Origin of the sequence: Paenibacillus sp. ClWae2A, assembly GCF_032452295.1 — a bacterium.
GTDB lineage: Bacteria > Bacillota > Bacilli > Paenibacillales > Paenibacillaceae > Paenibacillus.
The window spans coordinates 11,993-36,684 of sequence record NZ_JAULSQ010000017.1 but is presented as its reverse complement, the minus strand read 5'-3'; the positions used below and the strand labels follow the sequence as shown (position 1 = coordinate 36,684).

At 47.8% G+C, this 24,692-nt stretch carries 23 protein-coding genes and 1 riboswitch; of the genes, 7 read left to right on the top strand and 16 right to left on the bottom strand.

Features of this window, described 5'->3' with window-relative positions:
• Nucleotides 1-59: 59 nt before the first annotated feature.
• Both QVE09_RS28705 and QVE09_RS28700 read right to left on the bottom strand, forming a co-directional pair.
• Nucleotides 60-1,148, bottom strand: a complete 1,089-nt coding sequence (locus QVE09_RS28705) for a HAMP domain-containing sensor histidine kinase (protein WP_315939577.1) — start codon at nucleotides 1,146-1,148, stop codon at nucleotides 60-62.
• The gene (locus QVE09_RS28700; RefSeq protein WP_211085189.1) at nucleotides 1,141-1,836 is read right to left on the bottom strand and encodes a response regulator transcription factor; all 696 of its coding nucleotides are present in this window, start codon (nucleotides 1,834-1,836) and stop codon (nucleotides 1,141-1,143) included. The genes QVE09_RS28705 and QVE09_RS28700 overlap by 8 nt, the downstream gene beginning before the upstream one ends.
• A gap of 84 nt (nucleotides 1,837-1,920) precedes the next feature.
• Between QVE09_RS28700 and QVE09_RS28695 the strand changes: the two genes are divergently transcribed.
• The 4 genes from QVE09_RS28695 (at nucleotide 1,921) to QVE09_RS28680 (ending at nucleotide 5,270) form a co-directional block, all read left to right on the top strand.
• The gene (locus QVE09_RS28695; protein ID WP_315939576.1) at nucleotides 1,921-2,871 is read left to right on the top strand and encodes a helix-turn-helix transcriptional regulator; all 951 of its coding nucleotides are present in this window, start codon (nucleotides 1,921-1,923) and stop codon (nucleotides 2,869-2,871) included.
• A 73-nt stretch (nucleotides 2,872-2,944) separates the two neighbouring features.
• Nucleotides 2,945-3,766 carry a zinc ribbon domain-containing protein gene (locus QVE09_RS28690; protein WP_315939575.1) on the top strand — a complete coding sequence of 274 codons (822 nt, stop codon included), beginning with the start codon at nucleotides 2,945-2,947 and terminating at the stop codon, nucleotides 3,764-3,766.
• A gap of 465 nt (nucleotides 3,767-4,231) precedes the next feature.
• Nucleotides 4,232-4,399: a hypothetical protein gene (locus tag QVE09_RS28685; protein ID WP_315939574.1), complete on the top strand. Its 168-nt coding sequence runs from the start codon at nucleotides 4,232-4,234 to the stop codon at nucleotides 4,397-4,399.
• A 184-nt stretch (nucleotides 4,400-4,583) separates the two neighbouring features.
• Nucleotides 4,584-5,270: an aspartate/glutamate racemase family protein gene (locus QVE09_RS28680; protein WP_315939573.1), complete on the top strand. Its 687-nt coding sequence runs from the start codon at nucleotides 4,584-4,586 to the stop codon at nucleotides 5,268-5,270.
• A gap of 374 nt (nucleotides 5,271-5,644) precedes the next feature.
• Here the strand turns inward: QVE09_RS28680 and thiC are convergent, their stop codons facing one another.
• Nucleotides 5,645-7,429 carry a phosphomethylpyrimidine synthase ThiC gene (gene thiC, locus QVE09_RS28675; RefSeq protein ID WP_315939618.1) on the bottom strand — a complete coding sequence of 595 codons (1,785 nt, stop codon included), beginning with the start codon at nucleotides 7,427-7,429 and terminating at the stop codon, nucleotides 5,645-5,647.
• A gap of 422 nt (nucleotides 7,430-7,851) precedes the next feature.
• Nucleotides 7,852-7,965: riboswitch (TPP riboswitch) on the bottom strand.
• Nucleotides 7,966-8,113: 148 nt separating this feature from the next.
• Entirely contained in the window at nucleotides 8,114-8,857 is a 744-nt protein-coding gene (locus tag QVE09_RS28670; RefSeq protein WP_017690772.1) for an IclR family transcriptional regulator, read from the bottom strand.
• A 359-nt stretch (nucleotides 8,858-9,216) separates the two neighbouring features.
• On the opposite strand from QVE09_RS28670, the gene QVE09_RS28665 reads away from it, so the two are divergent.
• Together QVE09_RS28665 and QVE09_RS28660 are read left to right on the top strand one after the other, a co-directional pair.
• Nucleotides 9,217-10,242 (top strand): alpha/beta hydrolase, encoded by a 1,026-nt coding sequence (locus QVE09_RS28665; RefSeq protein ID WP_315939572.1) that lies wholly within the window; start codon nucleotides 9,217-9,219, stop codon nucleotides 10,240-10,242.
• Between the two features lie 150 nt (nucleotides 10,243-10,392).
• Entirely contained in the window at nucleotides 10,393-11,673 is a 1,281-nt protein-coding gene (locus QVE09_RS28660; RefSeq protein ID WP_315939571.1) for a Fe-Mn family superoxide dismutase, read from the top strand.
• Nucleotides 11,674-11,819: 146 nt separating this feature from the next.
• On the opposite strand, the gene QVE09_RS28655 is transcribed toward QVE09_RS28660, so the two are convergent.
• From QVE09_RS28655 to QVE09_RS28620, 8 genes are all read right to left on the bottom strand, one after another.
• Nucleotides 11,820-12,044 carry a hypothetical protein gene (locus tag QVE09_RS28655; protein ID WP_036614132.1) on the bottom strand — a complete coding sequence of 75 codons (225 nt, stop codon included), beginning with the start codon at nucleotides 12,042-12,044 and terminating at the stop codon, nucleotides 11,820-11,822.
• A gap of 70 nt (nucleotides 12,045-12,114) precedes the next feature.
• Nucleotides 12,115-12,969 carry a lipoate--protein ligase family protein gene (locus QVE09_RS28650; RefSeq protein WP_315939570.1) on the bottom strand — a complete coding sequence of 285 codons (855 nt, stop codon included), beginning with the start codon at nucleotides 12,967-12,969 and terminating at the stop codon, nucleotides 12,115-12,117.
• A 189-nt stretch (nucleotides 12,970-13,158) separates the two neighbouring features.
• Nucleotides 13,159-13,752, bottom strand: coding sequence for a GTP cyclohydrolase I FolE (gene folE, locus QVE09_RS28645; protein ID WP_062837627.1), 594 nt, complete (start codon nucleotides 13,750-13,752; stop codon nucleotides 13,159-13,161).
• A 97-nt stretch (nucleotides 13,753-13,849) separates the two neighbouring features.
• The gene (locus tag QVE09_RS28640; protein ID WP_315939569.1) at nucleotides 13,850-14,113 is read right to left on the bottom strand and encodes a YneF family protein; all 264 of its coding nucleotides are present in this window, start codon (nucleotides 14,111-14,113) and stop codon (nucleotides 13,850-13,852) included.
• Nucleotides 14,114-14,278: 165 nt separating this feature from the next.
• Nucleotides 14,279-15,310 (bottom strand): HD-GYP domain-containing protein, encoded by a 1,032-nt coding sequence (locus QVE09_RS28635; protein WP_315939568.1) that lies wholly within the window; start codon nucleotides 15,308-15,310, stop codon nucleotides 14,279-14,281.
• Between the two features lie 20 nt (nucleotides 15,311-15,330).
• A complete protein-coding gene (queG, locus tag QVE09_RS28630; protein ID WP_315939567.1) occupies nucleotides 15,331-17,211 on the bottom strand; it encodes a tRNA epoxyqueuosine(34) reductase QueG in 1,881 nt (626 codons plus the stop codon).
• A gap of 171 nt (nucleotides 17,212-17,382) precedes the next feature.
• The gene (lepB, locus tag QVE09_RS28625) at nucleotides 17,383-17,967 is read right to left on the bottom strand and encodes a signal peptidase I (RefSeq protein ID WP_397387118.1); all 585 of its coding nucleotides are present in this window, start codon (nucleotides 17,965-17,967) and stop codon (nucleotides 17,383-17,385) included.
• Between the two features lie 346 nt (nucleotides 17,968-18,313).
• Nucleotides 18,314-18,739 carry a GNAT family N-acetyltransferase gene (locus tag QVE09_RS28620; RefSeq protein ID WP_017690782.1) on the bottom strand — a complete coding sequence of 142 codons (426 nt, stop codon included), beginning with the start codon at nucleotides 18,737-18,739 and terminating at the stop codon, nucleotides 18,314-18,316.
• 421 nt (nucleotides 18,740-19,160) lie between these two features.
• Between QVE09_RS28620 and QVE09_RS28615 the strand changes: the two genes are divergently transcribed.
• Nucleotides 19,161-19,772 carry a superoxide dismutase gene (locus QVE09_RS28615; protein ID WP_315939565.1) on the top strand — a complete coding sequence of 204 codons (612 nt, stop codon included), beginning with the start codon at nucleotides 19,161-19,163 and terminating at the stop codon, nucleotides 19,770-19,772.
• A 134-nt stretch (nucleotides 19,773-19,906) separates the two neighbouring features.
• On the opposite strand, the gene QVE09_RS28610 is transcribed toward QVE09_RS28615, so the two are convergent.
• The 4 genes from QVE09_RS28610 to QVE09_RS28595 all read right to left on the bottom strand — a co-directional run bounded on the left by QVE09_RS28610 (nucleotide 19,907) and on the right by QVE09_RS28595 (nucleotide 24,610).
• The gene (locus tag QVE09_RS28610; protein WP_315939564.1) at nucleotides 19,907-21,628 is read right to left on the bottom strand and encodes a glycoside hydrolase family 3 protein; all 1,722 of its coding nucleotides are present in this window, start codon (nucleotides 21,626-21,628) and stop codon (nucleotides 19,907-19,909) included.
• Nucleotides 21,621-22,982, bottom strand: a complete 1,362-nt coding sequence (locus tag QVE09_RS28605; RefSeq protein ID WP_315939563.1) for an MFS transporter — start codon at nucleotides 22,980-22,982, stop codon at nucleotides 21,621-21,623. Before QVE09_RS28605 ends, QVE09_RS28610 begins: the two co-directional genes overlap by 8 nt.
• Nucleotides 22,983-22,985: 3 nt before the next feature.
• Nucleotides 22,986-23,771, bottom strand: coding sequence for a tyrosine-protein phosphatase (locus QVE09_RS28600; RefSeq protein WP_315939562.1), 786 nt, complete (start codon nucleotides 23,769-23,771; stop codon nucleotides 22,986-22,988).
• Between the two features lie 158 nt (nucleotides 23,772-23,929).
• The gene (locus QVE09_RS28595) at nucleotides 23,930-24,610 is read right to left on the bottom strand and encodes a TetR/AcrR family transcriptional regulator (protein ID WP_315939561.1); all 681 of its coding nucleotides are present in this window, start codon (nucleotides 24,608-24,610) and stop codon (nucleotides 23,930-23,932) included.
• Nucleotides 24,611-24,692: the final 82 nt, after the last annotated feature.

The window sequence follows — 24,692 nt, the reverse complement described above, 5'->3', positions numbered from 1 at the left end:
CACAAGTTAAAGAAAAAGCAGGGCAATTTTAAAGTTTTTCTTAAATTTGACGTTAGACCTCATTGAAATACGGGCAAACGAACTTCGAATTGCGTCCGTACCACATCACTCTGGGCCGAAATCGTCCCGTCATGCTGTTCCACTATATTGCGTGCAATAAATAGGCCAAGGCCTGTCCCACCTTCCTGAGGAGTCCTGGCACGATCTCCGGTGTAATACATATCGAAGATATGTGGCAATTCCTCCGGACGAATATGTCCACCATAGTTAATTACCTGAATGATGACCTGTTCAGCATCCCGATATCCATTAATATCTACATACATGCCATCCTTGCCATGCCGTGCAGCGTTAATTAGCAGATTCTCGAACACACGAGCCAGCAGCTCGCCATCACCGGAGACCGTAAGGTCAGTGTCTATTTTTAGTCGGGCGACTAGTTGGTTCTTTTCAAATACAGGATAGAGTTCTTCGTTCATCTGCTTCAGCAGTTCGCTAAGATCCAGCTGTGTCTTGTTTATAGGCAACATGCCATAATTCATACGGGTAATTTCAAACAAATCATCAATCAGCTTCTCCAGACGCTGTGATTTGGTGAATGCAATCGACGTAAAGTGCCGAACCTGCTCCTCCGTTAGCTGATCATCCTTCATGAGCAGATCCAAATATCCAAGCACAGACGTCAGCGGGGTTCGCAGGTCATGCGCCAGATTGACGACAAGCTGATCCTTACTATTTTCAGCAAAATCCCCTCGTTCTACCGCTTCCCTTAGCTTCTCACTTGCCAGGTTCACATCCTCCGCAATCGTACCTAACTCGTCCTTCGAGGAGATCTGCACACGATGCTGAAAGTCTCCATTGGCCAAATGCCTGATCCCTGTAGAAATGTCCTTGAAATACGTCGCGTAGGGCTTGGTAAACCAGAAGAAAAATAGAATGGCCAGTGGGATAAATAAAATCAGGAAGAAATAGATATCCCCGATACTTCTCATAAAATGACGATATTCAGCGAGCTGATCTTCTGCACGGACACCCGAATAATAGGCTTGCATAAGCTTGTAAATCCCATAGGTAATTGCACCAGAGGCAAGCATGCTTAACCCTAGCAACATAATCATGGTTGTACGAAAACTTCTTCGTTTAGTCATTAAACGTGTACCCCACACCCCAGATGGTTTTGATAAACTTGTTCTTGTTCACATCTTCCCCCAGCTTTTTGCGCAGGGTCCGAATATGGACCATCACGGTATTCCCACTCTCGTAATAGGCTTCTCCCCACACCTGTTCAAAAATGTTTTCTGCACTGAACACCTGCTTGGGGTGGCTCGCGAGCAGATACAGAATGTCGAACTCCTTCGGTGTTAGTTCCACTGGTTTGCCGTAGAGTGTAACACGATGTTGATCTGGCGTGATGATGAGCCCGCCCTTCTCCAGAATGGACCTCTGCACAGGCACAGACTGGCTGAATTGGAGAGAACGACGTAACTGGGAGTTAACCCGGGCAACAAGCTCCATCGGATTAAACGGTTTGGTCATATAATCGTCCGCACCCATCACGAGTCCCGTAATTTTGTCCATATCTGACGTTTTGGCACTCAGGAAAATGATCGGTAAATGATGCTGTTCCCGAATTTTACGGGTCACCTCATACCCATCCATGCCAGGCATCATAATGTCCAGAATCGCCAAATCTATCGCTTGGGTCTGAACAGCTTGAACCGCCGCCTTCCCGTCAAAGGCCTTGATGGTGTGATATCCTTCTTTTTGTAAATGTAAAGCAACCAGATCAGCGATCTCAACTTCATCGTCTGCGATCAGAATCGTAATTCTCTTCATTGCTTATTCCACTCCTATGTGTGATGCTGGGCATTATAACATATTTGAATCCAACAGATAAACCAATGAAAGGAATCCATACATATGAAACTGGAGCGTTTATTAGCCATCGTGGTGCTGCTAATCAATCGTGGACGAGTACAGGCCAAAGACTTGGCAGATATGTTCGAAGTATCGATCCGGACCATCTATCGGGACATCGATACATTGGGTCAAGCAGGCATCCCTGTGGTGACGTATCAGGGGGCAAGCGGCGGGATTGGTTTGGCAGAGGGCTACCGTCTGGATCGAAACGTATTAACAGACAAGGACCTCGCTTCCATCGTCATTGCACTGCGCAGTGTATCCACTTCCCATGCCAATGCGGCGCGTGAGCTTCTGGTCGAAAAACTCAGCAGCATCGTACCTGAATCCAAAAATGACGATTTCCAGGCCAATACCAATCGATTCATCGTTGATTATTCAACCTGGACACATCCCGAAGCGCTGAAAATCAAGCTTGAACTTATCGAACAGGGTATGGATCAATTACGCCCCGTAACCTTTACCTACTGCAGTGCGGAAGGTATCCAGACTCACCGAACTGCCGACCCTCATACCATCGTACTCAAGAAGCATTCCTGGTATCTGTATGCTTTTTGTCACGAGCGGAATCAATTTCGCATGTTCAAGCTTGTGCGCATGCAAGATGTCACACTTGCTAATGAGCACTTCGAGCGTAAAGTCATCAACCCACAGGACAGACCCTGGCAACAGGAATGGAGCCGTCCGGACAATCAAGCTAGGTTAACCTTGAAATTCCATCCTCGCGTCCGTCATATTGCGGAAGAATGGTTTGGGATCGAGAACGTCATGCCTGATGGGACTGGGTATTACATCAGCCAGGTTGCTTTTCCCGAGGATGGCTGGTTATATGGATTCATTCTCGGCTTCGGCGCGGACGTTGAAGTATTGGAACCTCAGCATATTCGGGATGAAATCTGCCGTATCGCGGAGCAAATTGTACAAAATTATATCTCCCCGACTCAAACCTGACAGACAGCTGTCCAGTTCCTCCTCGTATACTTCAGATATATTCAATCTCTACATATATGAGGAGGAACTAATCATGAACGTCACTGTATGTCAAAGCTGCGGCATGCCACTCACAACCCCTGCCCAATTCGGAACGGAAGCAGATGGAAGCACAACCCGTGAGTACTGTATCTATTGTTACAAAGAGGGCAAGTTTGAGCAGCCTGGTATGTCACTTGAAGGCATGACGGAGATGTGCACTGCCATTCTGAAGGACGAAGGCATGGATGAGGAATCGGCTCGTTCGATGCTTCGTAACCAGCTTCCTTTTTTGAAGCGTTGGCGCACGAATACAACGAATCAACATACAGAATCTCTGGCTGAAAACCCTACTGTTTCTGCTAATCATCCTGATCAGGTAACAACAGATCATTCGTTTTCAGCCCAGCCCGTTCGTTATGTCACGCTCCCTGGCAAACGTCTTGCCGGCGTATCCGCCCGCACAACCAATGCCATTGAGATCAGTGGCAAAGGCTGTATTCAGGGACTCTGGAACAATTATTTTGCCTCAGAGCACCTCCCTGCACCCGAAGCTGCCCGCTATGGCTGTTACACGGATTACACCGATGGCATAACCGGAGAATACACCATACTGGTAGGGCATGAGGTCAGTCCGAACGAATCATTGCCTGAAGGATTGGACGACATTTTACTCCCTCCTGCAACTTACGCCGTATTCACTTCCAGAAAAGGACCCATGGCAGAGGTTGCTCACGAAGCCTGGGGAGCCGTGTGGGCATGGGAGAAACAAAGTGATCGTACGTTCACCGGGGATTTTGAATTGTATGATGAACGCAGCCTGAATCCCGAAAGTGTTCAAGTGGATATATATATCGCTGTTCACCAAAGTAGATAAAGCCAACACCATACGCCTCAGACAGGATCAAAGTTTCCTCGCATCCTTCTTCATATTACGCAAGCTGCCGGGTTCGCTCGGCAGTTTTTTTGTTATATCCGGAACTACATTACCCCCTAAACAACCCGACCATGGTACCAAGTTAGTTAGCATGCTTTGCATCATTCAACCAGATAATATGCCTCATATGCGGGTACCATTGACTTCCTTAAAATTGGGACTATTCACATAACAACCGATTCGATCCTCCCATATCAAACCTTTCATATTAGGTCCTTTACTCCTGAATTTCCCTAAAAACGTTTACATCTCCTTAAAACCGGGTAAAATCACTACAATCCAATTGGAATTACGCCTTACACCCTTCTATTTCGTCTAACAAGTCACATGTACCTATATGCGCATCTGGCACGGTAACCAGTCGAAATACATAATTATAAAAAACGCATCAAAGGAGGAACCAAGATGATCCGCATGCCTATTCAGCAAATGATCCCGTACCATCACCAATATCCGCGCAACACGGCGACCACTGCTCCTAAAAAGGAGAATGAGAACACTCAAGGTCTATCCTTTCATGAAATTTTACAGCAAAAAATGGCGAAGAAAAATGTTTCTCCGTCCCTTAGATAAAAATGGACACCGGACCGACCCTAGTCGAGTCAGGTTATCGACCGTCTTTCCGCAGCTTGGCGGAAGGGCGGTTATTGGCGTTGAGCCATAAACGACTGTACAGTCCTCAGTCATGTTTCTATAATGGTTTTAAATATCTACGAGGTCCATGACATATGCGAACTGTAAAAGGGGGACTTAGCACATGATCACCATTGGTTGTTTTCACGCTCATTATTCCAACATCGCTTTAATTGAAGAGACGCTTGCTCCTTATAAAGTTGAATTGGTCCATTACGTCGATCCAGGTCTGGACCGTCTTAAACATGACGCTGACTTTTCCGAGGTCGTCATTCACGAGAAGGTAGCCCAGACGCTCCAATGGATCGCTGAGTGTCATGCTGATGCCATTCTGGTCACGTGCACCCTGTTTGCGACAGTACTGGAGCAAGAAGCCTTACAGGTCCCTGTGCCTGTGATCGGCATAGATGATCCGTTATTGCAGGAGATGCGGCGAGTACCGGGAGATTACATCATCGTGTTCACCAACCCGGCAACCGTTGAAGGCACGATGGCACGAATGAATCAGGCATTACAGCATGAGTATGAGAATGGGCCACTACACGTTGCCAAGACATCTCAGACGGAAGCGGTATGCATCCCTGGGACATTTGAGTTGATTATGCGTGGAGACCAGCAAGGGTATCTCGAATCGGTACGTGAAGGCTTACAGCAAATTGCTGAGCAGTATCCGGGTAAAACGGTAGTGGCAGCCCAACTCTCTATGGCTCCCGCTGCTGCACAGGTTACAGTAGATAGCGGTATTCCAATCCATAGCCCGCTAGCATTGCTTGCGATGTATTTGGAGAAGAATTTGGGCCTGGCTCGATAGTAGATGCTAATTTGGAGTGAAGTAACAAGTTCTATCTAAAACTATGAACTCACTTACTTAGTAACACCACAAATTAACGAGGTGAACTAATATGCGATTCCTCTATATTCTTGTACTGTTTATAGTAGGTTTTTCCTGTTCCGCATTTCTATACGGAGGAGCACCAAAACTCAGTGATGCTCTTTTATTTGTTATCGCAGGAATTCTGTATAAGATATGGGCCACATGCAGTCATAAAGCTAATTCTGATAAAGGCTGAGTAGGTTAAGAATACATACATGACATAGCACTAAAAAAGCCGTTCTTCTCTGCAATGACGGAGAGAAACGGCTTTATCTCTATTTCAGACTGCCCAGCTTGCGCTGTACCCGCTCCTAGGAGCGTGTCCGGTACTCCTCAGCCTTCGCCTGCATCCCGGCAGCTACAGCCTCATTCTCGGACAATCCTTTGTCCGCCGCAAAGGCACGAATGTCCTGCGTAATGCGCATGCTACAGAACTTAGGTCCGCACATGGAGCAGAAATGAGCTTCTTTGGCCCCTTCTGCCGGCAGCGTCTCATCATGGTAGGACAGCGCCCGTTCCGGGTCCAGCGAAAGGTTGAACTGGTCACGCCAGCGGAACTCGAACCGTGCCTTGGACAATGCATCATCCCGGCGTTGGGCACGCGGATGGCCCTTCGCCAGATCGGCAGCGTGGGCCGCGATCTTGTAGGCGATGACCCCTTCCCGCACATCATCCTTGTTGGGCAGGCCCAAATGTTCTTTTGGCGTAACATAACAGAGCATGGACGTGCCGAACCAACCAATCATGGCCGCACCAATCGCGGATGTGATGTGATCGTAACCCGGGGCAATGTCGGTCGTTAGCGGCCCCAACGTATAGAACGGTGCCTCTTGGCATATCTCCATCTGCAAGTCCACATTCTCTTTGATCTTGTGCATCGGCACGTGACCCGGGCCTTCGATCATCACCTGCACATCATGCTTCCACGCGATCTGCGTCAGTTCCCCAAGCGTAGCCAGTTCCGCCATCTGAGCTTCGTCATTGGCATCGTAGATACTGCCTGGACGAAGTCCATCCCCCAGCGAAAACGCCACATCATACCTTTTCATAATCTCGCAGATTTCTTCAAAATGGGTGTACAAAAAATTCTCCTGATGATGCGCCAGACACCATGCTGCCATAATGGAACCACCCCGAGATACAATGCCTGTCATTCGCTTGGCTGTCATGGGGATATAACGCAGCAGTACACCTGCATGAATTGTAAAGTAGTCCACGCCCTGCTCTGCCTGCTCAATGAGTGTGTCACGGTACAACTCCCAGGTCAGCGCTTCCGCTTCGCCATTCACCTTCTCCAGCGCCTGATACAGCGGCACCGTACCAATCGGCACAGGTGAATTGCGGATGATCCACTCCCGGGTGGTATGAATGTTTTTGCCTGTGGACAGATCCATAACGGTATCCGATCCCCATCGTACCGCCCAAGTCATCTTCTCGACCTCTTCCTCGATGGAGGAAGATACGGCAGAGTTACCGATGTTGGCATTGATCTTCACGTGAAAATGACGACCGATCAACATCGGCTCACTCTCCGGGTGATTGATGTTGGATGGCAGAATGGCACGTCCACTCGCCAGCTCCTGCCTCACAAATTCCGGTTCCACGCCTTCACGAATGGCGGCGAATTCCATCTCTGCCGTAATGACGCCCTGCCTCGCGTAGTGCATCTGGGTCACACAGCGTCCTGGCTGTGCCCGCAGCGGTTTGCCACGTAATCCGGGGTACTCTTCGGCGCCGGCTCTCTTCCCTCCGGGCTTCAGTCCGTTATCCTCCGGTTTAACCGTACGGCCCTGATAAGCTTCTACATCGCCACGCTCTGTGATCCAACGGGTGCGCAGAGCTGGTAGACCTGCACGGATATCCGCATGAAATTCGGGATCTGTCATGGGGCCGCTCGTATCGTAGACACGCAGCGGTTCGTTATGCTCCACCCCTTGGGGAGTATTCGTGTCATGAAGGGCTATCTCACGCTCCGGTACAGCAATGTCCGGCCGTGAGCCCTGAATGTAGACTTTGCGGCTGCCCGGAAAGGGCTGAATCCGTCCGGCCGCTCCTGTTTCTTTTTCCACCTGCCGATCGTTATGTTCCTGTTCCATCGCTTGTTGTCCCGTTTGATTTCCTGTACTCATGTTCGCTTGTCTCCTCCTCAATGTTCATTCGCTTGGTTTGGTTGGTTTCGTCATTAGCTCACTTACGTACCTGTCCCAAATCATGCGCAATGCAGAGAAGAAAGAGCGATCCTACATCAGACCAGGGGAGACACTTTTCATGTACAGTTAACAACAGACGGAGGCTGCCACAGATCATGGATCTATGGTGACTTCTCTCTCATCATCCAAGCCCAATTCCGCAGGTTATCGAAAAAGAGGCCCATAGAATCCGCGCTATATCGCCCGTTCCCTGTATATAAAAAAGCCGGTCCCCGAAGGAACCGACTTTTATGTCCATCACCAATAATGCACCTTTATGCAGCTCCTTAACGGAGCCCTACAAGGGTCACATCATGTGGTGTTTGTGGTCATATCGCCGATTACTTCCCTACGCTGGTATGATCCAGATCAGGTGCAAAGGGTCCGGAATCTCATGCGATTCCGTCTCAGTCCGGACAATTCGGACTCCCCCAGTAACGTTAACAAGTTGCGGCTTACATAAGCCGCCGTTCATATTCAATGAAGCTGGCCCCGCTGGGCCGTCCATTACAGAGTAGCGTAACCGGAACATAAAAACAACCTTTATATTCCAAATCACCAATTCCATTGGAGAACAACCTTACCTCAACATCAGGATAACATGAGCCCCATCTGCGTAGCAGCATCCTTCAACACAGGTGCGTATTCATGCAATGTCTCCTGCGAGAGTCGACTAACAGGCCCTGAGACCGAGAGGGCAGCTGCAATATTGCCTCTGCGATCCATAATCGGTACAGATACCGCGGCAGCTCCCGGCTCACGTTCCTCATAACTCGTCGCATATCCGTTATCCCGGATGTCTCCCATTTGCGCCAAATACACTGCCGGATCAATAAAAACCGGCCATTCCGGCCCGTTCATCAGTTCTTCACGATCCTCGTCCGTGGCAAACGCCATCAAGACTTTGCTGGAAGCGCCCACAGACAGTGGGAGTCTAACACCCACTGGTGCGACTCGGCGAATCGCCTGATCACTTTGCACAGCCTGAATCCGAATCCGTTCACTGCCATCACGCAGGTACAGACTCACGGTCTCTCCCAATCGATCTCTCAGTCGCTCCATCGCAGGCAGCAGCAGAATAGCGGGATCATCACTGCGGGACATATGTGCCGACAGCTCCCAGATTCGGATGCCAAGTCGGTACTTCTCTGTTGCTGCATCGCGGATCACGAACCCTCGATCCTCCAGCGTAGCCATCAAGCGGTGCACTGTACTTTTGTGCAGGCCAATCTGGCTGGCAATTTCGGTGAGTCCCAGATCACTGCGTGTGGTAAAACATAATAATATATCCAGCGCCCGTTCCACAGCCCGGACGGTTAACTTGCGATCTTCCATGGCATAATGCCCTCCTCATGTTTCATCACATGAAACTTGGTTACATAAATTATATGAGAAACGGTCTCATCTGTAAACCAAAAAGAGCCAAAATCGAAATAGGCCAACGTGTAAATTTTTCCTTTTTATAAGACTTAATCCCCTGTAATTTACACACTAAGGTAATGTTACCCATATATCTTAAGAACTATATAACAATTGCGTAACAAATGGCCTCAATCAATTGACTTTGACTATACTGGAACATACGATAAAGATATATTACATTAAGATATCGCTCTGAAGCAGGCTCTGAAATCGACGCAATTCTCTTTTCATGTCGTTGTTATCTTCAACTGAACTTCAAAGGAGGGGCATTCATGTATCCAACATCCCAGAGCGAAGCCCCGCTGCATACAAAAGTGTCCGATCTGCCCTCTTCCCTATCACCGAGGCTGATTCGGTTCAAACATATTATCGTAGCGTTGCTGCTCTCCGTTGTATTTTTTCTACTGTTTTGTTTTATTGCACTGCATGGTTATATCGCATGGGTATTATCCAATCCTACTGTAGCACCGGTCTTCTCCAATCCGATGCAGGCCAAGAACATGAAGTACGAAGACATCACGTTCCCGGCAGCAGATGGCAGCCGGACGATGCAGGGTTGGTATATACCTGCTGACAATGCTGCAAGCAAAACGATTATTTTCAGTCACGGCTATGGTGCCAATCGTGAAGAAACATGGGTACCCATGTATGACCTGGCACACTATGCCCATCAACTTGGGTTCAACGTGGTCATGTTCGATTATGGCTTCGCCTCACAGGTGAACAAAGCTGTGGCCACAGGTGGTAAAGCTGAGTCACAGCAATTGCTGGGTGCCATCCAGTTCGCCAAGCAGCGCGGTGCGCAGGAACTGGTTGTCTGGGGTTTCTCCATGGGTGCCGGTACGGCGCTTCAAACTGGACTGATTACACAGGAAGTGGATGCGATGATTCTGGACAGTACGTTCCTGCTTGAGCCGGATACACTGTACCACAACATTCATAACCAGATCGATCTCCCGCGTCAGCCTACACTGGAGATCATGAAGCTGTTGTTCCCTGTTCTGAATGGTACCGGATTGCAACAGATTCCATACCAGGAAGTGAAAAAGGAAGATTATCCGTTCCCAATTTTCTTCATCCATGGTACAGAGGACGAGAAGGCGCCTTATCCAATTGCGGAGCAGCTCGCTGCCAACCAGACTAATCCGTACTCGGATGTATGGATTGTCCAGGATGCGCACCATGAGTTGATCTTCCGGGAGCATCCGAAGGAATATCTGCGCCGTGTTTCAACTTTCCTGAGTCATGTAACGAAGACAAGCAGTGACGATGTGCAGAACACGAATAATGGAGAATAATCAAATTTCAATCATCGAATTTTTTTCAGAGCCCTCAGGGGCTCTTTTTTTTTGCACTCATAGGACAACAAGCTCACGGAATATACTCTTGGGACGCATGAACAGACGGTCTGCATGCAATGAATTTCATCTGAAGGAGGTTCAACATAGATGAACTGGTATGGATATGGTCACCTGCTGCCTCTGCGGACATTGGAGGAAATCCGTTTCTGGAAAGAGCAGGAGAAAGAACATACACTCGTCATTCGTGCCCTGGTTCCTGATCTGGAGCCCCCATACGTCAAGCTACTGGAGGAATGGGAGGCTACCTTTGCAAACAGTGAGCGAGTAGCCAATCAGCTTTTAAAACAACTATTGCCCGGAACCCATCCGCCTGCTCCCTACATGGTTCGTTGTATCGATCAACTTGTGTTGGCAGCTCGGCAGCAATCGAGAGAGTTCATCAAACAGTTGTATGTTCTTTTGGAGCAAAGTGCTGCTGTGCAAGCTGTTCCGCTTGCCAAAGTACTCATTCTGCATTTTATCCGCGAATCGGAGTATTTTCTGGGCGTATTGGATACGCTTGGCCAACCTGGCATCTTGCGCGAGACGGACTCGGAGCCGTCACTTTTTCTGGAAAATGCGTTGCATACATCAGGGTCAGGAAGCATCCATCGCCAAGCTTCAGAAGCTCCAACTTCTCCAGAGGGGAATGTAAACGCACCTGCCGCATCAGCTCAGATCCAATCCGCAACCGCTCAACCGCCTTCTACCGGAACAACACAAGCCACGCCCAGCTCTACAGCACCTCCAGTAAAGGAAAAGCCGGTTCCCATTGGAGGACACACACTGCCACCCCTTCCCTATGCGTACAATGCGCTGGAACCACATATTGATGAGCTGACGATGCGTATCCATCATGACAAACACCATCAATCTTATGTGGACGGACTAAATGTAGCAGAGAAGAAGCTGGCGGAATCGCGAAAAAAGAATAACTTTGAACTCATCAAACATTGGGAACGTGAACTCGCCTTCAACGGGGCAGGCCACTACCTGCATACGATCTTCTGGACGATTATGAATCCTGCTGGCGGCGGCAAACCTTCCGGTATGCTGGCAGAGCAGATCAAGCGGGATTTTGGCAGTTATGAAGCGTTTAAGAATCAATTCACAGAAGCTGCGAACAAGGTGGAAGGCAGTGGCTGGGCGATGCTTGTCTGGAGCCCGAGAGCACATCGTCTGGAGATTTTGCAGGCGGAAAAACACCAGAACCTGTCCCAGTCCGATATCGTACCGCTCCTGCCACTGGATGTGTGGGAACATGCCTACTATCTGAAGCATCAGAACGAACGCAAAAAGTATATCGAGGATTGGTGGAATGTTGTCTACTGGCCCGCTGTTGCCGAGCGTTACGAAACAGCACGCAAGTTGTTGTGGCCGCCTTATTAAGCTTGGGGTTAGATGGTTTAGAGAAAAAAGAGATATCTCCAGCCAAATGACTGAAAGATATCTCTTTGGGTTTATACAAAAAAGCAAGCCTCCTGTAAAAGAGACTTGCTTGTATTTTGAGAGACTTCCTATTTCTAAATGTTCACTTAAGAAGCACAGCCCTCGCACGCCACATAGTTGTCGCCAACCTGTTTGCTAATGGAGATCAGATCGCCCAGCTTGATATCAGACTCATCTGTAAACTCCAGATCGGCTATACGTGCAACGATCAGTGCAGCAGCCTCTTCCTTGCTTGTTGCCATTTGGCTGAACTCGGATTTTTCGCCTGTTGATACAACCTCATATAAATACGTATATCTCAATGTGTCCATCCTAACACTCTCCTTCCGAAATCACATCATATCATCTCTATTAACCAATTCCAAGCCCTAGTAAAAAGTGTTAATCGTAACGCAGCTTCATCTGCTCAGCTGTCAGGCGTACTTCTTCAGAGCCAACGCTAAGCACCCTGCTGGTCTCCGCCTGTGGATAACGATCGCGCAGTGTTCGAACCAAAGCCGCAGTATATGCCGCAGCTGAAGGTACACCTGCCAATTCTTTCAGACTTGCCATCGTGCCAGGCTGAACATCGGGATATCCTTCACTCGCCCCGCCTGCTGCATGCTGATAGAATTGTCGCACATCTGCTGCCAATTGATCTCCCTGACCTTCCACGATGATAAAAGCCGTAATGATATACGCCTTTGCCTGCCTGCGCTGGGCAATACCACAGAATTTCAATCCACCTACACTGACATCATAATCTCCCGGGCAAAAAGCACCCTGGACTTCGCCAGTTTGTGCCTGATTCGACCACGGCGTTAGCGACTCGGCAATAATCGAAGCCATCTCCCGGAAATCATCATGAATATTGATAGCATGTCCGGGATTAGGCAGAATCAGCGACACATTAACTACCCCTGGGTTCAAGGGTACTGCCGCTCCACCGGAAGGCCGAACACAGACCGCTGTCTCTTGGCTTCTTATCCGTTCCATCGCTTCTACAGCCTGTGGCAACCTGCGGTCACGCAGACCCGCTACAAAGGCATCTGGGTGTCTCCATATATGTGCAACAGGTAGATGCCCTGCCCCAACCCGCCTGCACATAACTTCTTCCCAAGCAAAAGCTTCCAGTACACTACTACCTTGTCGCATGAGTGGTGTCTCCCAGATTTGCAGACGCAATGAAGCCTGTTGATCTGCCTGTATTCCCTTTTCCGGCTGAACCGGTTGATCTGAATGGGAAGGTACACTCATCGTTCCATTACCTCCGGCTTAACGAATTCATATGTATCCAGTATATAGGAATGACAACGCATATATAAATAAGCCGGTTCCCAGGGAACACGGCTTATTTATATCACATCCTATGGCTTAGAAACTGCTGCTTCCAAAACCAAAGGAACTTACTCATCCGGCTTGTCCAGCGAGTGGACATACCTGATCTTAATCTTTCACCAAAGACAAGAACTCTGCACGTTGTGCCGGATTCTCACGGAAAGAACCACGTACAGCAGACGTCACCGTCTTGCTTCCCGGTTTCTTCACGCCGCGGGAACACATGCACAAGTGCTCGCCTTCCACAACGACCATAACTCCATGAGGTTCAACGGCCTCTGTCAGAATGTCAGCGATCTGTGAAGTAATACGTTCCTGAACTTGCAGGCGACGTGTTACTGCTTCGACCAGACGAGCCATTTTGCTCAGACCAACGATCTTGCCGCTTGGTACATACCCAATGTGCACCTTGCCGAAGAACGGCGCCATATGGTGCTCACACTGACTGTAGTAGACAATATCCTTGACGATAACCAGTTCTTCATGATTCTCGTCAAACGTGACACCGAGCACATCGCGCGGATCTACTTCATATCCGCCGAAAATTTCTTCATACATTCGGGTCACACGTGCAGGCGTTTCAAGCAGCCCTTCACGTGTACTATCTTCTCCGATCAATTTCAGGATCTGCTCTACATGATACTCGATCTTTTCCCGATTGTCGGATACTTTTGAATTCATATAATCTTTAACGCCAGCCACTGCCAAACGCCTCCTTTCGAACCACTACTGTAAGAGGTTGTTCAAAAAGTCCGACCCAACTTTTTGAACACGCACTTTAAGCAGTTATTCCCTGCTATTATTTTCGGCGGCCCGAACTTTTACGCGCAGGATGCTGTTGCGGCTGAGGCATTTTCGCTCCTGGCTGCTGATTCTTCATCATCTGCTGGGCACGCTGCATTTGCTTGCCATTCAGGTTGTAGCCCATTTGCTTCGCCATTTTCTGAAGCATGTCCGGATTGCTTTGCATTTTCTCAAGTTGTTTACGCAAGTAGAACACCCCGATGAAAAATCCCCCGACCAGACCAATAATCAATGTGATAATCGGTATAACAATATCCATCTCTTAGACACCTCTGTATGCATTCTAAAAAGCCTGATAATCCGTGTCACTTCATGATGTTCAACACACATGTTGCAAACCTGACACAGACCGGATTTCCTGAAAGTATCATAGCATTTCCGCACGCCTTGAGCAAACGGATTTTCCAGTTGAACCGCACACAAGCTACGTCATGACGGCTTCAATGAAAACGGTTGTATGCTGAGCCAGATCAATTTCAACCACATCCAGAGAATAACGCGTACTTCCGCGCGCCACCCTGATTACAGGTCTGCCGGGCAATCCCCGATGTTGACGCACAATGACTCCAGTCTCTTTGGTGGACAGTCGTACCGCTGTACCATTGGGATACACGGATACACTCTTGTTGAACTCAATCAGAATGTCTCGATCCAGTTTTGTACCAGACAACGCCATCATCTCTTCACAGGCCTCATGTGGCAACAAACTGTCCTTGGATAAACCGTTAATGAGATTATCATAGATATTAGCCACACTAACGATTCTCGCAAACAGATGGATGTCACTCCCCTTGATCCCTCTCGGCATGCCTGTACCATCTACATGCTCATGATGTTGCAAGGCTGTATGAGCGACCAACAGACTGAACTCCCGTTTGTTCTTAATCACTTCGAATCCACGCCATGTATGGTGCAACGAAGAATTCGCAGCAGAGCCACTGCCCGGAGGTTCCCCCACTTTGCCAATATCATGCAATAATGCCCCCACAGCAAGGTCCTTCAGTTGATTATAATTGAGTCCCATATTCAGTCCGATGACCGAAGACAACAAACATACATTCATCGCATGAACATACTGTGCATTGTCTTTGGTACGAATATCGGTGAGCTGCACTAACAGTTCACGCCCGTTCAGTACATCATTCAGCAACTTATCTATACTGAGGGCAACCTTTCTAGGACTCCAGTCTTTCCCGGATCGAATGGATTCGAGTGTGACACTCATTTCGTTAATTATTGCCCGTTTCGTGGTTTCATCCAGAATGTCTTCTGGTTCCACATCTTTATACGCTTCATCCTGGATGTATAACATGGTCACGCCAATACGCTTCAGCGTATTGACCATGTATACGGTGAGCTGGACTCCGGCAGACAGCAGTACCGTGCCGTTACTGGAATATACCGTCTTACCCAGAAGCTCCCCCGCTTCCACGCTCTCCACGTTTACATACTTCATGAACGTCCCCCGCTCTTACGTTACGATCGCTGCTCCAATGCGAGCAATTGCTCCTTGGTTTGCAGACCGCCTACATAACCCACCAGGGTACCGTCTTTACCACTGATACGGTGACAGGGAATAATAATCGGAATCGGATTCTTGCTAATGGCGTCCAGAACTGCACGAACAGCCTTCGGTCTGCCGATGATTTCCGCAACCTGTTGGTGTGATGAGGCCTCTCCATAAGATATATCGGACAGAACTTGCCATACTTGTAGCTGGAATGGTGTTCCAAGCCGATCAAGCTGCAAGTCGAACGTTTTTCTCTCCCCTGCAAAATACTCCTTTAACTGCTTTGCAGCTTCGCTGAGCTTCTCTTCATTCTTCTCATATCGATACTCGCCAATCCAGATGCGAGCCCATTGTTGCAGATGAGCTTCGCGTACGTGAAAGGCGCCAAAATCTATATGACACAGCCCTTCATCCGTCGCGCATAACGTAAGAGTACCAATCGGTGTCAGTACCTCATCGTAGTATACGGGCTTGCCATGAAGACCTGTAACTGCTGAAGGTTTCCACGCTGCGGCTTCCGGTTTGGCAGGCTGTGCAGACTGCTCACTACCCGGTTCAATCCCAGCTTCCATTTTCAAATCCTGTTGTAACGCACGTAAGGCATTGTTCTCGTTGTTCTGTTCCTCTGGCTGCTTCTCACTCACTTGCCCAGCCTGTGGCTGTTTGGGTAAGGTCTCGGACGAACTTAGTCGCTCCTCGGCCTTCTGCAGCATGCTTAGTACGTTCCCATCTTGTTCGTTAGCGGCAGCTTCCCCAATTGCTCTCATGGCGTCTTCTCCTCCAATTCTGCTTAACGCCCAGGCTGCGGTTCCCCGCAACTCGGGGCGCGGATCACGTTTTAGTACTTCTGTAAGTTTGGGTACAGCACTTTTGTCTTTGAAATTGCCCAGGGCGATAACGGCGTTGCGTTGAATCGGCTTTTTGCCCCGCCAAGCGGCGGAACTCTGACCGAAACGTTCCTTGAATTCCCGGTTACCGATGTCCAGTAGCGGCAGCAGGAGTGGCTTCACAATCTCCGGATCGGGATGAAACTCGGGATGGTGATCCCAGTTCTTGCCCCGGTTCTTTGGACAGACGATCTGACACGTATCACAACCGTACAAACGGTTGCCTATTTTCAGCATAAATTCTTCATCCACGAACCCTTTCGTCTGGGTTACAAAAGAAATACAACGCTGTGAATTCAACTGCCCCGGCCCCACCAATGCTCCTGTAGGACAGGCATCAATACATTTTGTACATTCACCACAGTCTTCGGTCACAGGTGTGTCTGGTTGAAAAGGAATATTCGTCACCAGTTCCCCGAGAAAAATCCATGAACCGAATTTGGGTGAGATAATGGCACAGTTTTTGGCGCTAAAACCAATCCCCGCACGCTGGGACACCGCACGATCCACCAGTGCTCCGGTGTCTACCATGCTTTCGATCATGGCTTCAGGTACACGTTCCTTTATAAAATTGACCAACTTGTCCATCGCTGTACGCAGGACCTGATGATAGTCCTGACCCCAAGCCGAGCGGGCAAAAATGCCGCGATACGCACCAGGCTCCGATTTTGGCGGATTCACCATTTTGGATGGGTATGCCACGGCTATCGCAATAAGTGAAGCGGGCTCGCCATCTTTTAAGGCCGGGTGCACCCTTTTTTCAATATCCGGCTCTTCAAAACCTGAAGCATACCCCTTATCCCGCGACTGCTCCAGCAGCGACTTCAGGGAAACAAAGGGATCAGCAGAAGCAAATCCGATATCATCAATGCCCAGTCCGGGGCCAGCTGCTTTGATCTCCTGTTTTAACTTCTCCCATACGGAGGCTTCCTGTGCTGCCCCGGTCTGTACGCTCGTCATTTCTCTTCCCTCTCTTCTTCCGACACTTATTCCGTAAATAGTGAACGCCCGCCTCACGGTAAGAGGACAGGCGTTAATTTCTATATATGCCTTGCATACTTGAATTCAAACGGAACGAGTCTATATGGTTTAACGCAAAATGCAGTCTGAAGTTGTTGTCCTGTCAGCATTTTACAATTTCTTCAATTCAGAAAACGGCCAGAAAATAAATTCAGCCTTGCCTACAATCTGGTCGGATGTAATACTGCCAAACACTCGGCTATCCTTACTTTTGCCTTCATGACGATTATCCCCCATCACGAAGAAATGATCCGGCTCAAGTGTGATTGGGCCAAAATCCGAATCTTGCACTTCAATATCGGTGTACGTTTCCGCTTGCCGCTCGCCGTTCACATATAGATGGTGATCCTTGACCTCAATTGTATCTCCCGGAAGTCCAACGATCCGTTTCACCAGAAAATCCTTCTTCTCTACACCTTCACTTGGATCACGAAGTACGATTACATCTGATCGGGAAGGAGTACCCAGATGGTATACAATTTTGTTGACGAAAAGGCGATCTCGCTCAACCAGTGTCGGCTGCATGGACTGTCCCTTGACCATTGACAGATTGAACACAAACAGGTTCAGCAGCATCATGATAACAAAAGCAACAACAATCGTTTTGACCCAGTCCCACAGCTCGACAACCCAGGATTTCTCCGGTTGTTCAGGCTTTGGTGGTTGATTACGTTCCTCGGAAGCCATATGTTCCATTGAATGATTATTGGAATTCAAAGGGACACCTCATTTATTAATTAGTTGAATTGAACTTGTAACATGATGACCATACTCCCTTTCAGTCTACTTCATTTGGGGGAGTGAAACAATTGGTTATGAGCACCAATACCTTGAATATCATGAATGCAGCCGGGATAGTCGCAGTGGTCTAAATAAAATTCGGAGACACCGAAGCATGTTTAGAAAATGAGGAAACCAGAGGAATATGACGTGAAGAACACTCATATAAATAGAAAGGCACATCCCTCACGTTCTTACACGTTAAAGAGATATGCCTAATATGAAATGAAAATCTTTTTTTATTTCTTTTTAAACATGCAAACTAAGCTTTGGACAAAATACTAAGAGTCTGGAAAGCGCTCATAATCTGATTGGCACCGTAACCCATTGCTTCATATAGAGGCATGGCTACTTTGTTGTGCTCATCACCCGCCACCCATACTTGGCTGACTTTACGCTGCTGGAACCGCTGTTCCATAGCCTCGACAAGTGTTTTGCCGACTCCACGGCGACGATAGTCTGGATGTACCGCAATACGGTAGATGCAACCTTGGTTGTGATCAATCGTACCGATCAAAGCGCCCACGAGGTCTCCCTCTTCTTCCGCAACCATGATCAGGTCAGAATCCCATGACAATTGACGGGCAAACGGGCCCATCGTGTTCTCATAACACTCTTCCGATAGTGCAACCTGGAGAAGCTCCGTCATCTGGCTTGCATCACTCAACTGAAAGGAACGAACGTGCATGTCTTAAATCTCCCTTTTCGTTAGCTTAGATGAGGTTTTTTTACAAAAAGGGATTCCCTTTTTACCAAAAAACCAATGTTCATATAATGACAAAAAACGAGAAAATACCGCTTCTTCGTCAATTAAACCATACTTTTCTCCATAAAACACGCATTTTCTTTTGAAAGCGCTTAATTGTAACCGTTTACATACGAATATTAAACTTCACCTCCATTTTAGCGCCTGAAAACACATAAATAGTTTCATAAAGGGTAAAATATGTTTGTTATCTCTGGCCCATCATTAGATCAACGCCTCGGGGGACTTAATAAACAAAAATGTTGCTTAATTAGCTCGAATGCGGTTTAATATTAGTGGCAAGGGTATTATTACATATGTACCTGTTTTCAAAAAAACCTAAAATCTCAGGAGGTATTTCACTATGACTTTTCAATTACCAGCACTTCCTTACGCTAACGACGCACTGGAACCACATATCGATGCAAAAACGATGGAAATCCACCACGATCGCCATCACAATACTTATGTAACCAACTTGAACGCAGCTCTGGAAAGCGCTCCTGAACTGCAAGGTAAAAGCTTGGAAGATCTGATTGCTAACCTTGACAGCGTACCTGAAGGCATCCGCACAGCGGTTCGCAACAATGGTGGTGGACATGCTAACCACAGCTTGTTCTGGGAAATCATTGGACCTAACGGCGGCGGCGCTCCTACAGGCGATATCGCAGCAGCAATTGATAGCGAACTGGGTGGCTTTGATAAATTCAAAGAAGATTTCGCTAAAGCAGCTACAACTCGCTTCGGTTCCGGCTGGGCTTGGCTCGTAGTTGGCAAAGATGGTAAATTGTCCATCACTAGCACACCTAACCAAGACAGCCCTCTCTTCGAAGGTCAGACTCCGGTTCTGGGTCTGGATGTATGGGAGCACGCTTACTACCTGAACTACCAAAACAAACGTCCTGACTACATCGCCGCTTTCTGGAATGTAATCAACTGGGATGAAGTGAACAAACGTTACGCTTCTGCAAAATAAGACGTTTTACCGTAATTTCGAACAATCCTTAGGGATCTGAAATAAATTGCCCCCTAAACATTCATTATTCTCCTGCCTGGATGAATAACCAATGTTTAAGGGGGCTTTTTTGGGTAATATCCGCTTCAGCAGAATTAAAGTCGGGCGTCCCAGCTTCCGCAATACGGGTCCACCGGACTGATGCCTTTAAACGGGGTTTCCCCCATCAGCTTGCTTACAACGGCTCGTACCGAATCCTCGCTGGCTGAGTATGCATTAATAAATACCTTTGCTCGTGGAACATCATATAAATGATACGGGTTCGCAAAGGATACAAACACCGTTGGCAGTTCTTGTATAAACCATGGCAGGTTCTCAATGAAGGGTTCTGCCCACTCTAGCCGAATCGAAGGTTTGAGGCTGGCGCTTGGCATATTGACAGCGTAAATGATCAGATCAGCACGATGACGCACCGTTTCCACACTTTCCATGAACGCCGCATGTTGCTGCCGTCCCGGTTCGAATAATGTCACCTCAAATCCCTGCTCCCCAAGATGCTTCGTCATTGAATCCACGATTGTTGAAGAATAAAAGCCCTCATTTTTCAATAGGGAACTGTTCGCCTCAACTGGGACGAGTAACACACGCTTCGTAGAGACAGGATGGAGCGGCAGTATAACGTCTATATCCTTCACCAGTGTAACCGCTTTGTCTGCCGCTTCCTTCGCCCACTCCCGATGCTCTGCGCATCCAATAACGGATAATGCATCCTTATGCGGGACGAGCGCTTCACGGGGCTGCTTATGAAGACCAAGCGAGGCTTTCAAAGCTAGAATTCGTGTCACCGCCTCATCCAATCTGTCCAACGTTAACTGTCCCGATTGAATGCCCTGGTACATATAACCTATATCTTCCCTGACATCTCGTGTAAATAAAAACATGTCGCAACCTGCTGCAATACATAGCGGAACAGCCTGTTCTCTCGGTAATGCCATTGTAAATCCGGCCATCATTGTTGAATCGGATACAATTAGGCCTTGGAAGCCAAGCTGTTCCCGGAGCAATCCTGTCAACAATTCCCTGGATAGGGTTGCTGGCATAATCTCTTCATCGCGCAGCTTGGGATTCAGCTTTTTTGAATAGGCGGGAAGACGAATGTGACCTGCCATCACTGTCTTGACCCCGCTCTTGATCAAGCCCTGATATATCTGCCCAAAGGCAGCATCCCACTCTTCGACCGACAGCGTGTTCACAGAAGTAAGCAGATGTTGATCCCGATCATCAACCCCATCCCCTGGAAAGTGCTTCACCGAAGCTGCAAGCCCATGAGCCTGCAACGATTCAGTATACGCCTGAGACATGACAAGCACCGTATCGGTGTTTGAACCGAAGGTGCGGGTGTTAGTGACCGGATTGCGGAAGTTCAGGTCAATATCAACCACAGGAGCAAAGGACCAATTACAGCCTACAGCCTTGCCTTCGCGAGCCGCAATCATGCCGAGACGACGCGCCATCTCCGGTTCACCCGTCGCTGCAACCTGCATGTTATTCGCAAATACAGTGCCGTCAGTGGCAATTCCACCCCCTCCGTTTTCCAGATTGGCTGCGAGCAGCAGTGGAATCGTTGACCGTTCCTGAAGATAACGATGGTCATCTGCAACGGACTCCTTGTCCTCTGGACGAAACATAAATCCGCCAGGCTGAATACCCTCCAGGATGCCATCCAGCATTTCCTTGTGGCCCGTTACCCCATGCATGCAAAATAACTGCCCCACCTTTGCCTCCAGTGTCATCTTCTCAAAGGTTCTTTCCACCCAATGAATATCCACTTCATCCAAGTAAAAGGGGTTACCTTGTAAAATGGTATGATTAAGCACCAATGACGCCTCCTTCTCCCTCATCAAGCCGGGATTTGTCTGCCGCTGTCCGGCGCAATTTAATATCAATCAATATCTGGTCATAGAAAGGCTCCGTCAGCTTGTATTTCAGGAAAGGCAAAGCGGCAAGAATCATAAGAACACCGGGAATTACACTGAAAAACAAGCCGATTGAGGTCACCGTACCGGGAGACTGTGCCTGATTTGGAACATAACCTGTCATAGCCAAAGCAAATGCTCCAAGGGACCCGCCCACTGCATCGGCAAACTTGGATCGAAATGTATTTGTCGAGAAAATGGTGGCCTCTGCCCGGTCTCCTGTCCTCCACTCGCCATACTCCACCGTGTCAGCAAGCATGGATGACATGGAAATTAGTGACATACCAATCATCAATGTTCCAAGGATGGACCATACGAATAGCATCGTCACTCCATGCCCAAACAAAAACAGCAAAATATATGACAGACCAAATCCGATGTTTCCGACAAATGCCGTATTACGCTTCCCTATTTTTTTCATCACCCCGATAGAGAGCAAGGCACCTGCCAAGATTGGCACAATGCTAACCGCTGTATAAAGGGCGATTAAGTTCTCCTTATGGAGAACGTATTTGAAATAGTAGATCGAAAAGGCACTGCGTAGGTTCATGGTCATATCAACAATAAAGAGGGATAGTAACAGCATAAGCAGGGGTACATTGCTGCGCAATAAGGTCCATGCAGCAGCAATTTTGAAAGTTTCTTTCCTAGGAGTATGAATTTTTTCCTTAACCGTGAAAAAGGTCAACCACATGCACAGCATACATACCCCACTAAAAAGAAGGGCAGGAACAGTCCATGATCCCGTTGCCTTCACCAGCGGAATCGTTAAAGCACTGGACACTATTGCACCAATAATCGCCATAATGCGTGGAACGACAACAACTTTGGTTCGTTGCCGCGGATCGTCGGTAATTACAGCGGTCATGGACCAATAGGGCACATCGAGAAAGGTATACGCTATGCTCCATACGGCATAAGTAACAAAAGCGTAGATCAGCTTGCCGTTGTCACTCAGATTAGGCTGCATGAACAAAAACAGCGTCAGCACCGTCAAAACTACCGGAGTAAACAGCAGATAGGGTCTAAACTTCCCCCATCGTGTATGAGTATTATCCATAAAAATGCCAAACAACGGGTCAGCAAATGCATCAATTATTCTTACAACTAATAACAATACACCGGCTGAAGCAGCCGCAATGCCCAAATAATCCGTATAAAACATTAACAAGTAGCTGACCGTGAGTGTATAGAGCATATTTTGACCAAGGCTTCCCATCCCGAAGGAAATGGCCGTCTTCATGGATACTTTCATCGCTTATTCGCCTGCCTCTTGTTCGATTAGATACCAGGCTTGCAGTTGTTCACGCTCTAAATCACTGACCCCTAGGCCTTCAAGTAAATAATTGTCCGTAGAACCGTATACCCGAACTATTTCATCAATGGCAGCCCTTAAATATTCAGGCTTAATCCCCATGAAGCTTTGAATGAGGGATACATGCTCGGGGTTCTGTACTACTTCCTTGATTTGATCTATCCATTTCCGGTTAGCTTCTTGCCGATATTGAGACGACTTCATATAATCTTCCATAATCGTCTCGAGAGGAACATCAAGGAGTAGGAGAATGATAGCCGACGCGAAGCCAGTGCGATCTTTGCCTGCGGTACAATGCCAAAGTACCGGACGTCCCCCGGACTGAAGGAGTGTGCGAATAAGCAAACGATATGCTTGTTTCGATTGTTCATCCGTTACGAATTGCTTATAAACCCCCAAGAGAGGATCCTCGGTCAAGCGGTGATTCATTAGAGCAGGCAGAAGCTGGTCCAGGCTCTGTACGGCAACAGCCCCGCCCAATGCCGGGTTGCTGAACATCTCCACACCCTCGATCGGCGGGTTAGGATGTTGCTCCTGTTCTTCCTTTGAACGCAAATCACAGATAAAAGACAGCCCCAAATTTTGCAGATATCGTATATCCTCCAGGCTCAAATCAGAAATTTCGCCCGAACGATACAAATGATTGGTCTTTACCACTTTTTTACCCTGATTCACAGGGTAACCGCCTAATTCTCTCAAGTTAATACGATGCATTAGATCCTGATTCATATGTTTTAATAGGCTCCCTTCAAGTGGTTAACTAATAGTAATTGTATATTAACATGCAGTTAATACCCTTAATACTAAAGAGCTAATGTTAACTGCGTATTATCGTATTATTGATTATTTGTAAAAAGAAAAATGGCATCCATTAAGGATGCCACCGATCATTGAAAACGTGAATTCGATTGTAAATAAGCAATAATCATTGCAGCCATCTCATGAATCACCCGTTCTGGATCGACCCCCTGATCAAGGTGCAGCAACTCGCCTCGCAATGCCATGCGCTGGAGGGTCGAGTTCACAACGTTGCTGATCATTGCCGTAGCCACATCTACATCAATTTCTTGGCGAATGGACCCGTCAAGCTGGCCCTCATCCAGCCATTTGCTAAATGGAGCCTTGTCCTGATGAAGATAGCTACGGTATCTTTGCTCAAGCTCTGGCGTCGAATAATTATCCTTATAGCGTGTATCAAAAACGGCGATAAATTGATTGCGCTGCTTGTGTTCTTCAAAATGCAGCAGTATGTAGTCAAACATTGCCTGAAATTTCATTAATCCATTTACCGTTGATGGAACGTGATCATTCATGGCAACCTTAAATTGCTCCAGAATGCGAATCTGAATCTCAAAAATAATCTCATCAATGGATTTAAAGTACTTATACAATGTTACCCGGCTAATGCCACATCGCTCCACAATGTCCTGGATGGTGACTTTTGAAAATTCCATCTCCATATAGACCGCTTCCGCAGCCGCTATGATCTCTTCCTTTCGTTTGCCGCGATGTTCATCCAACTGTTTTCTCCAGCTATCGTTCATGAATTCACAGCCCTCTCTCTCCATGCTAATTCATCCCGAGTCTGCCATCTGTTTGGCTTCAACCCTCGCCTCGATAATTATACACTGTCTGCATTCATTAGGTTCA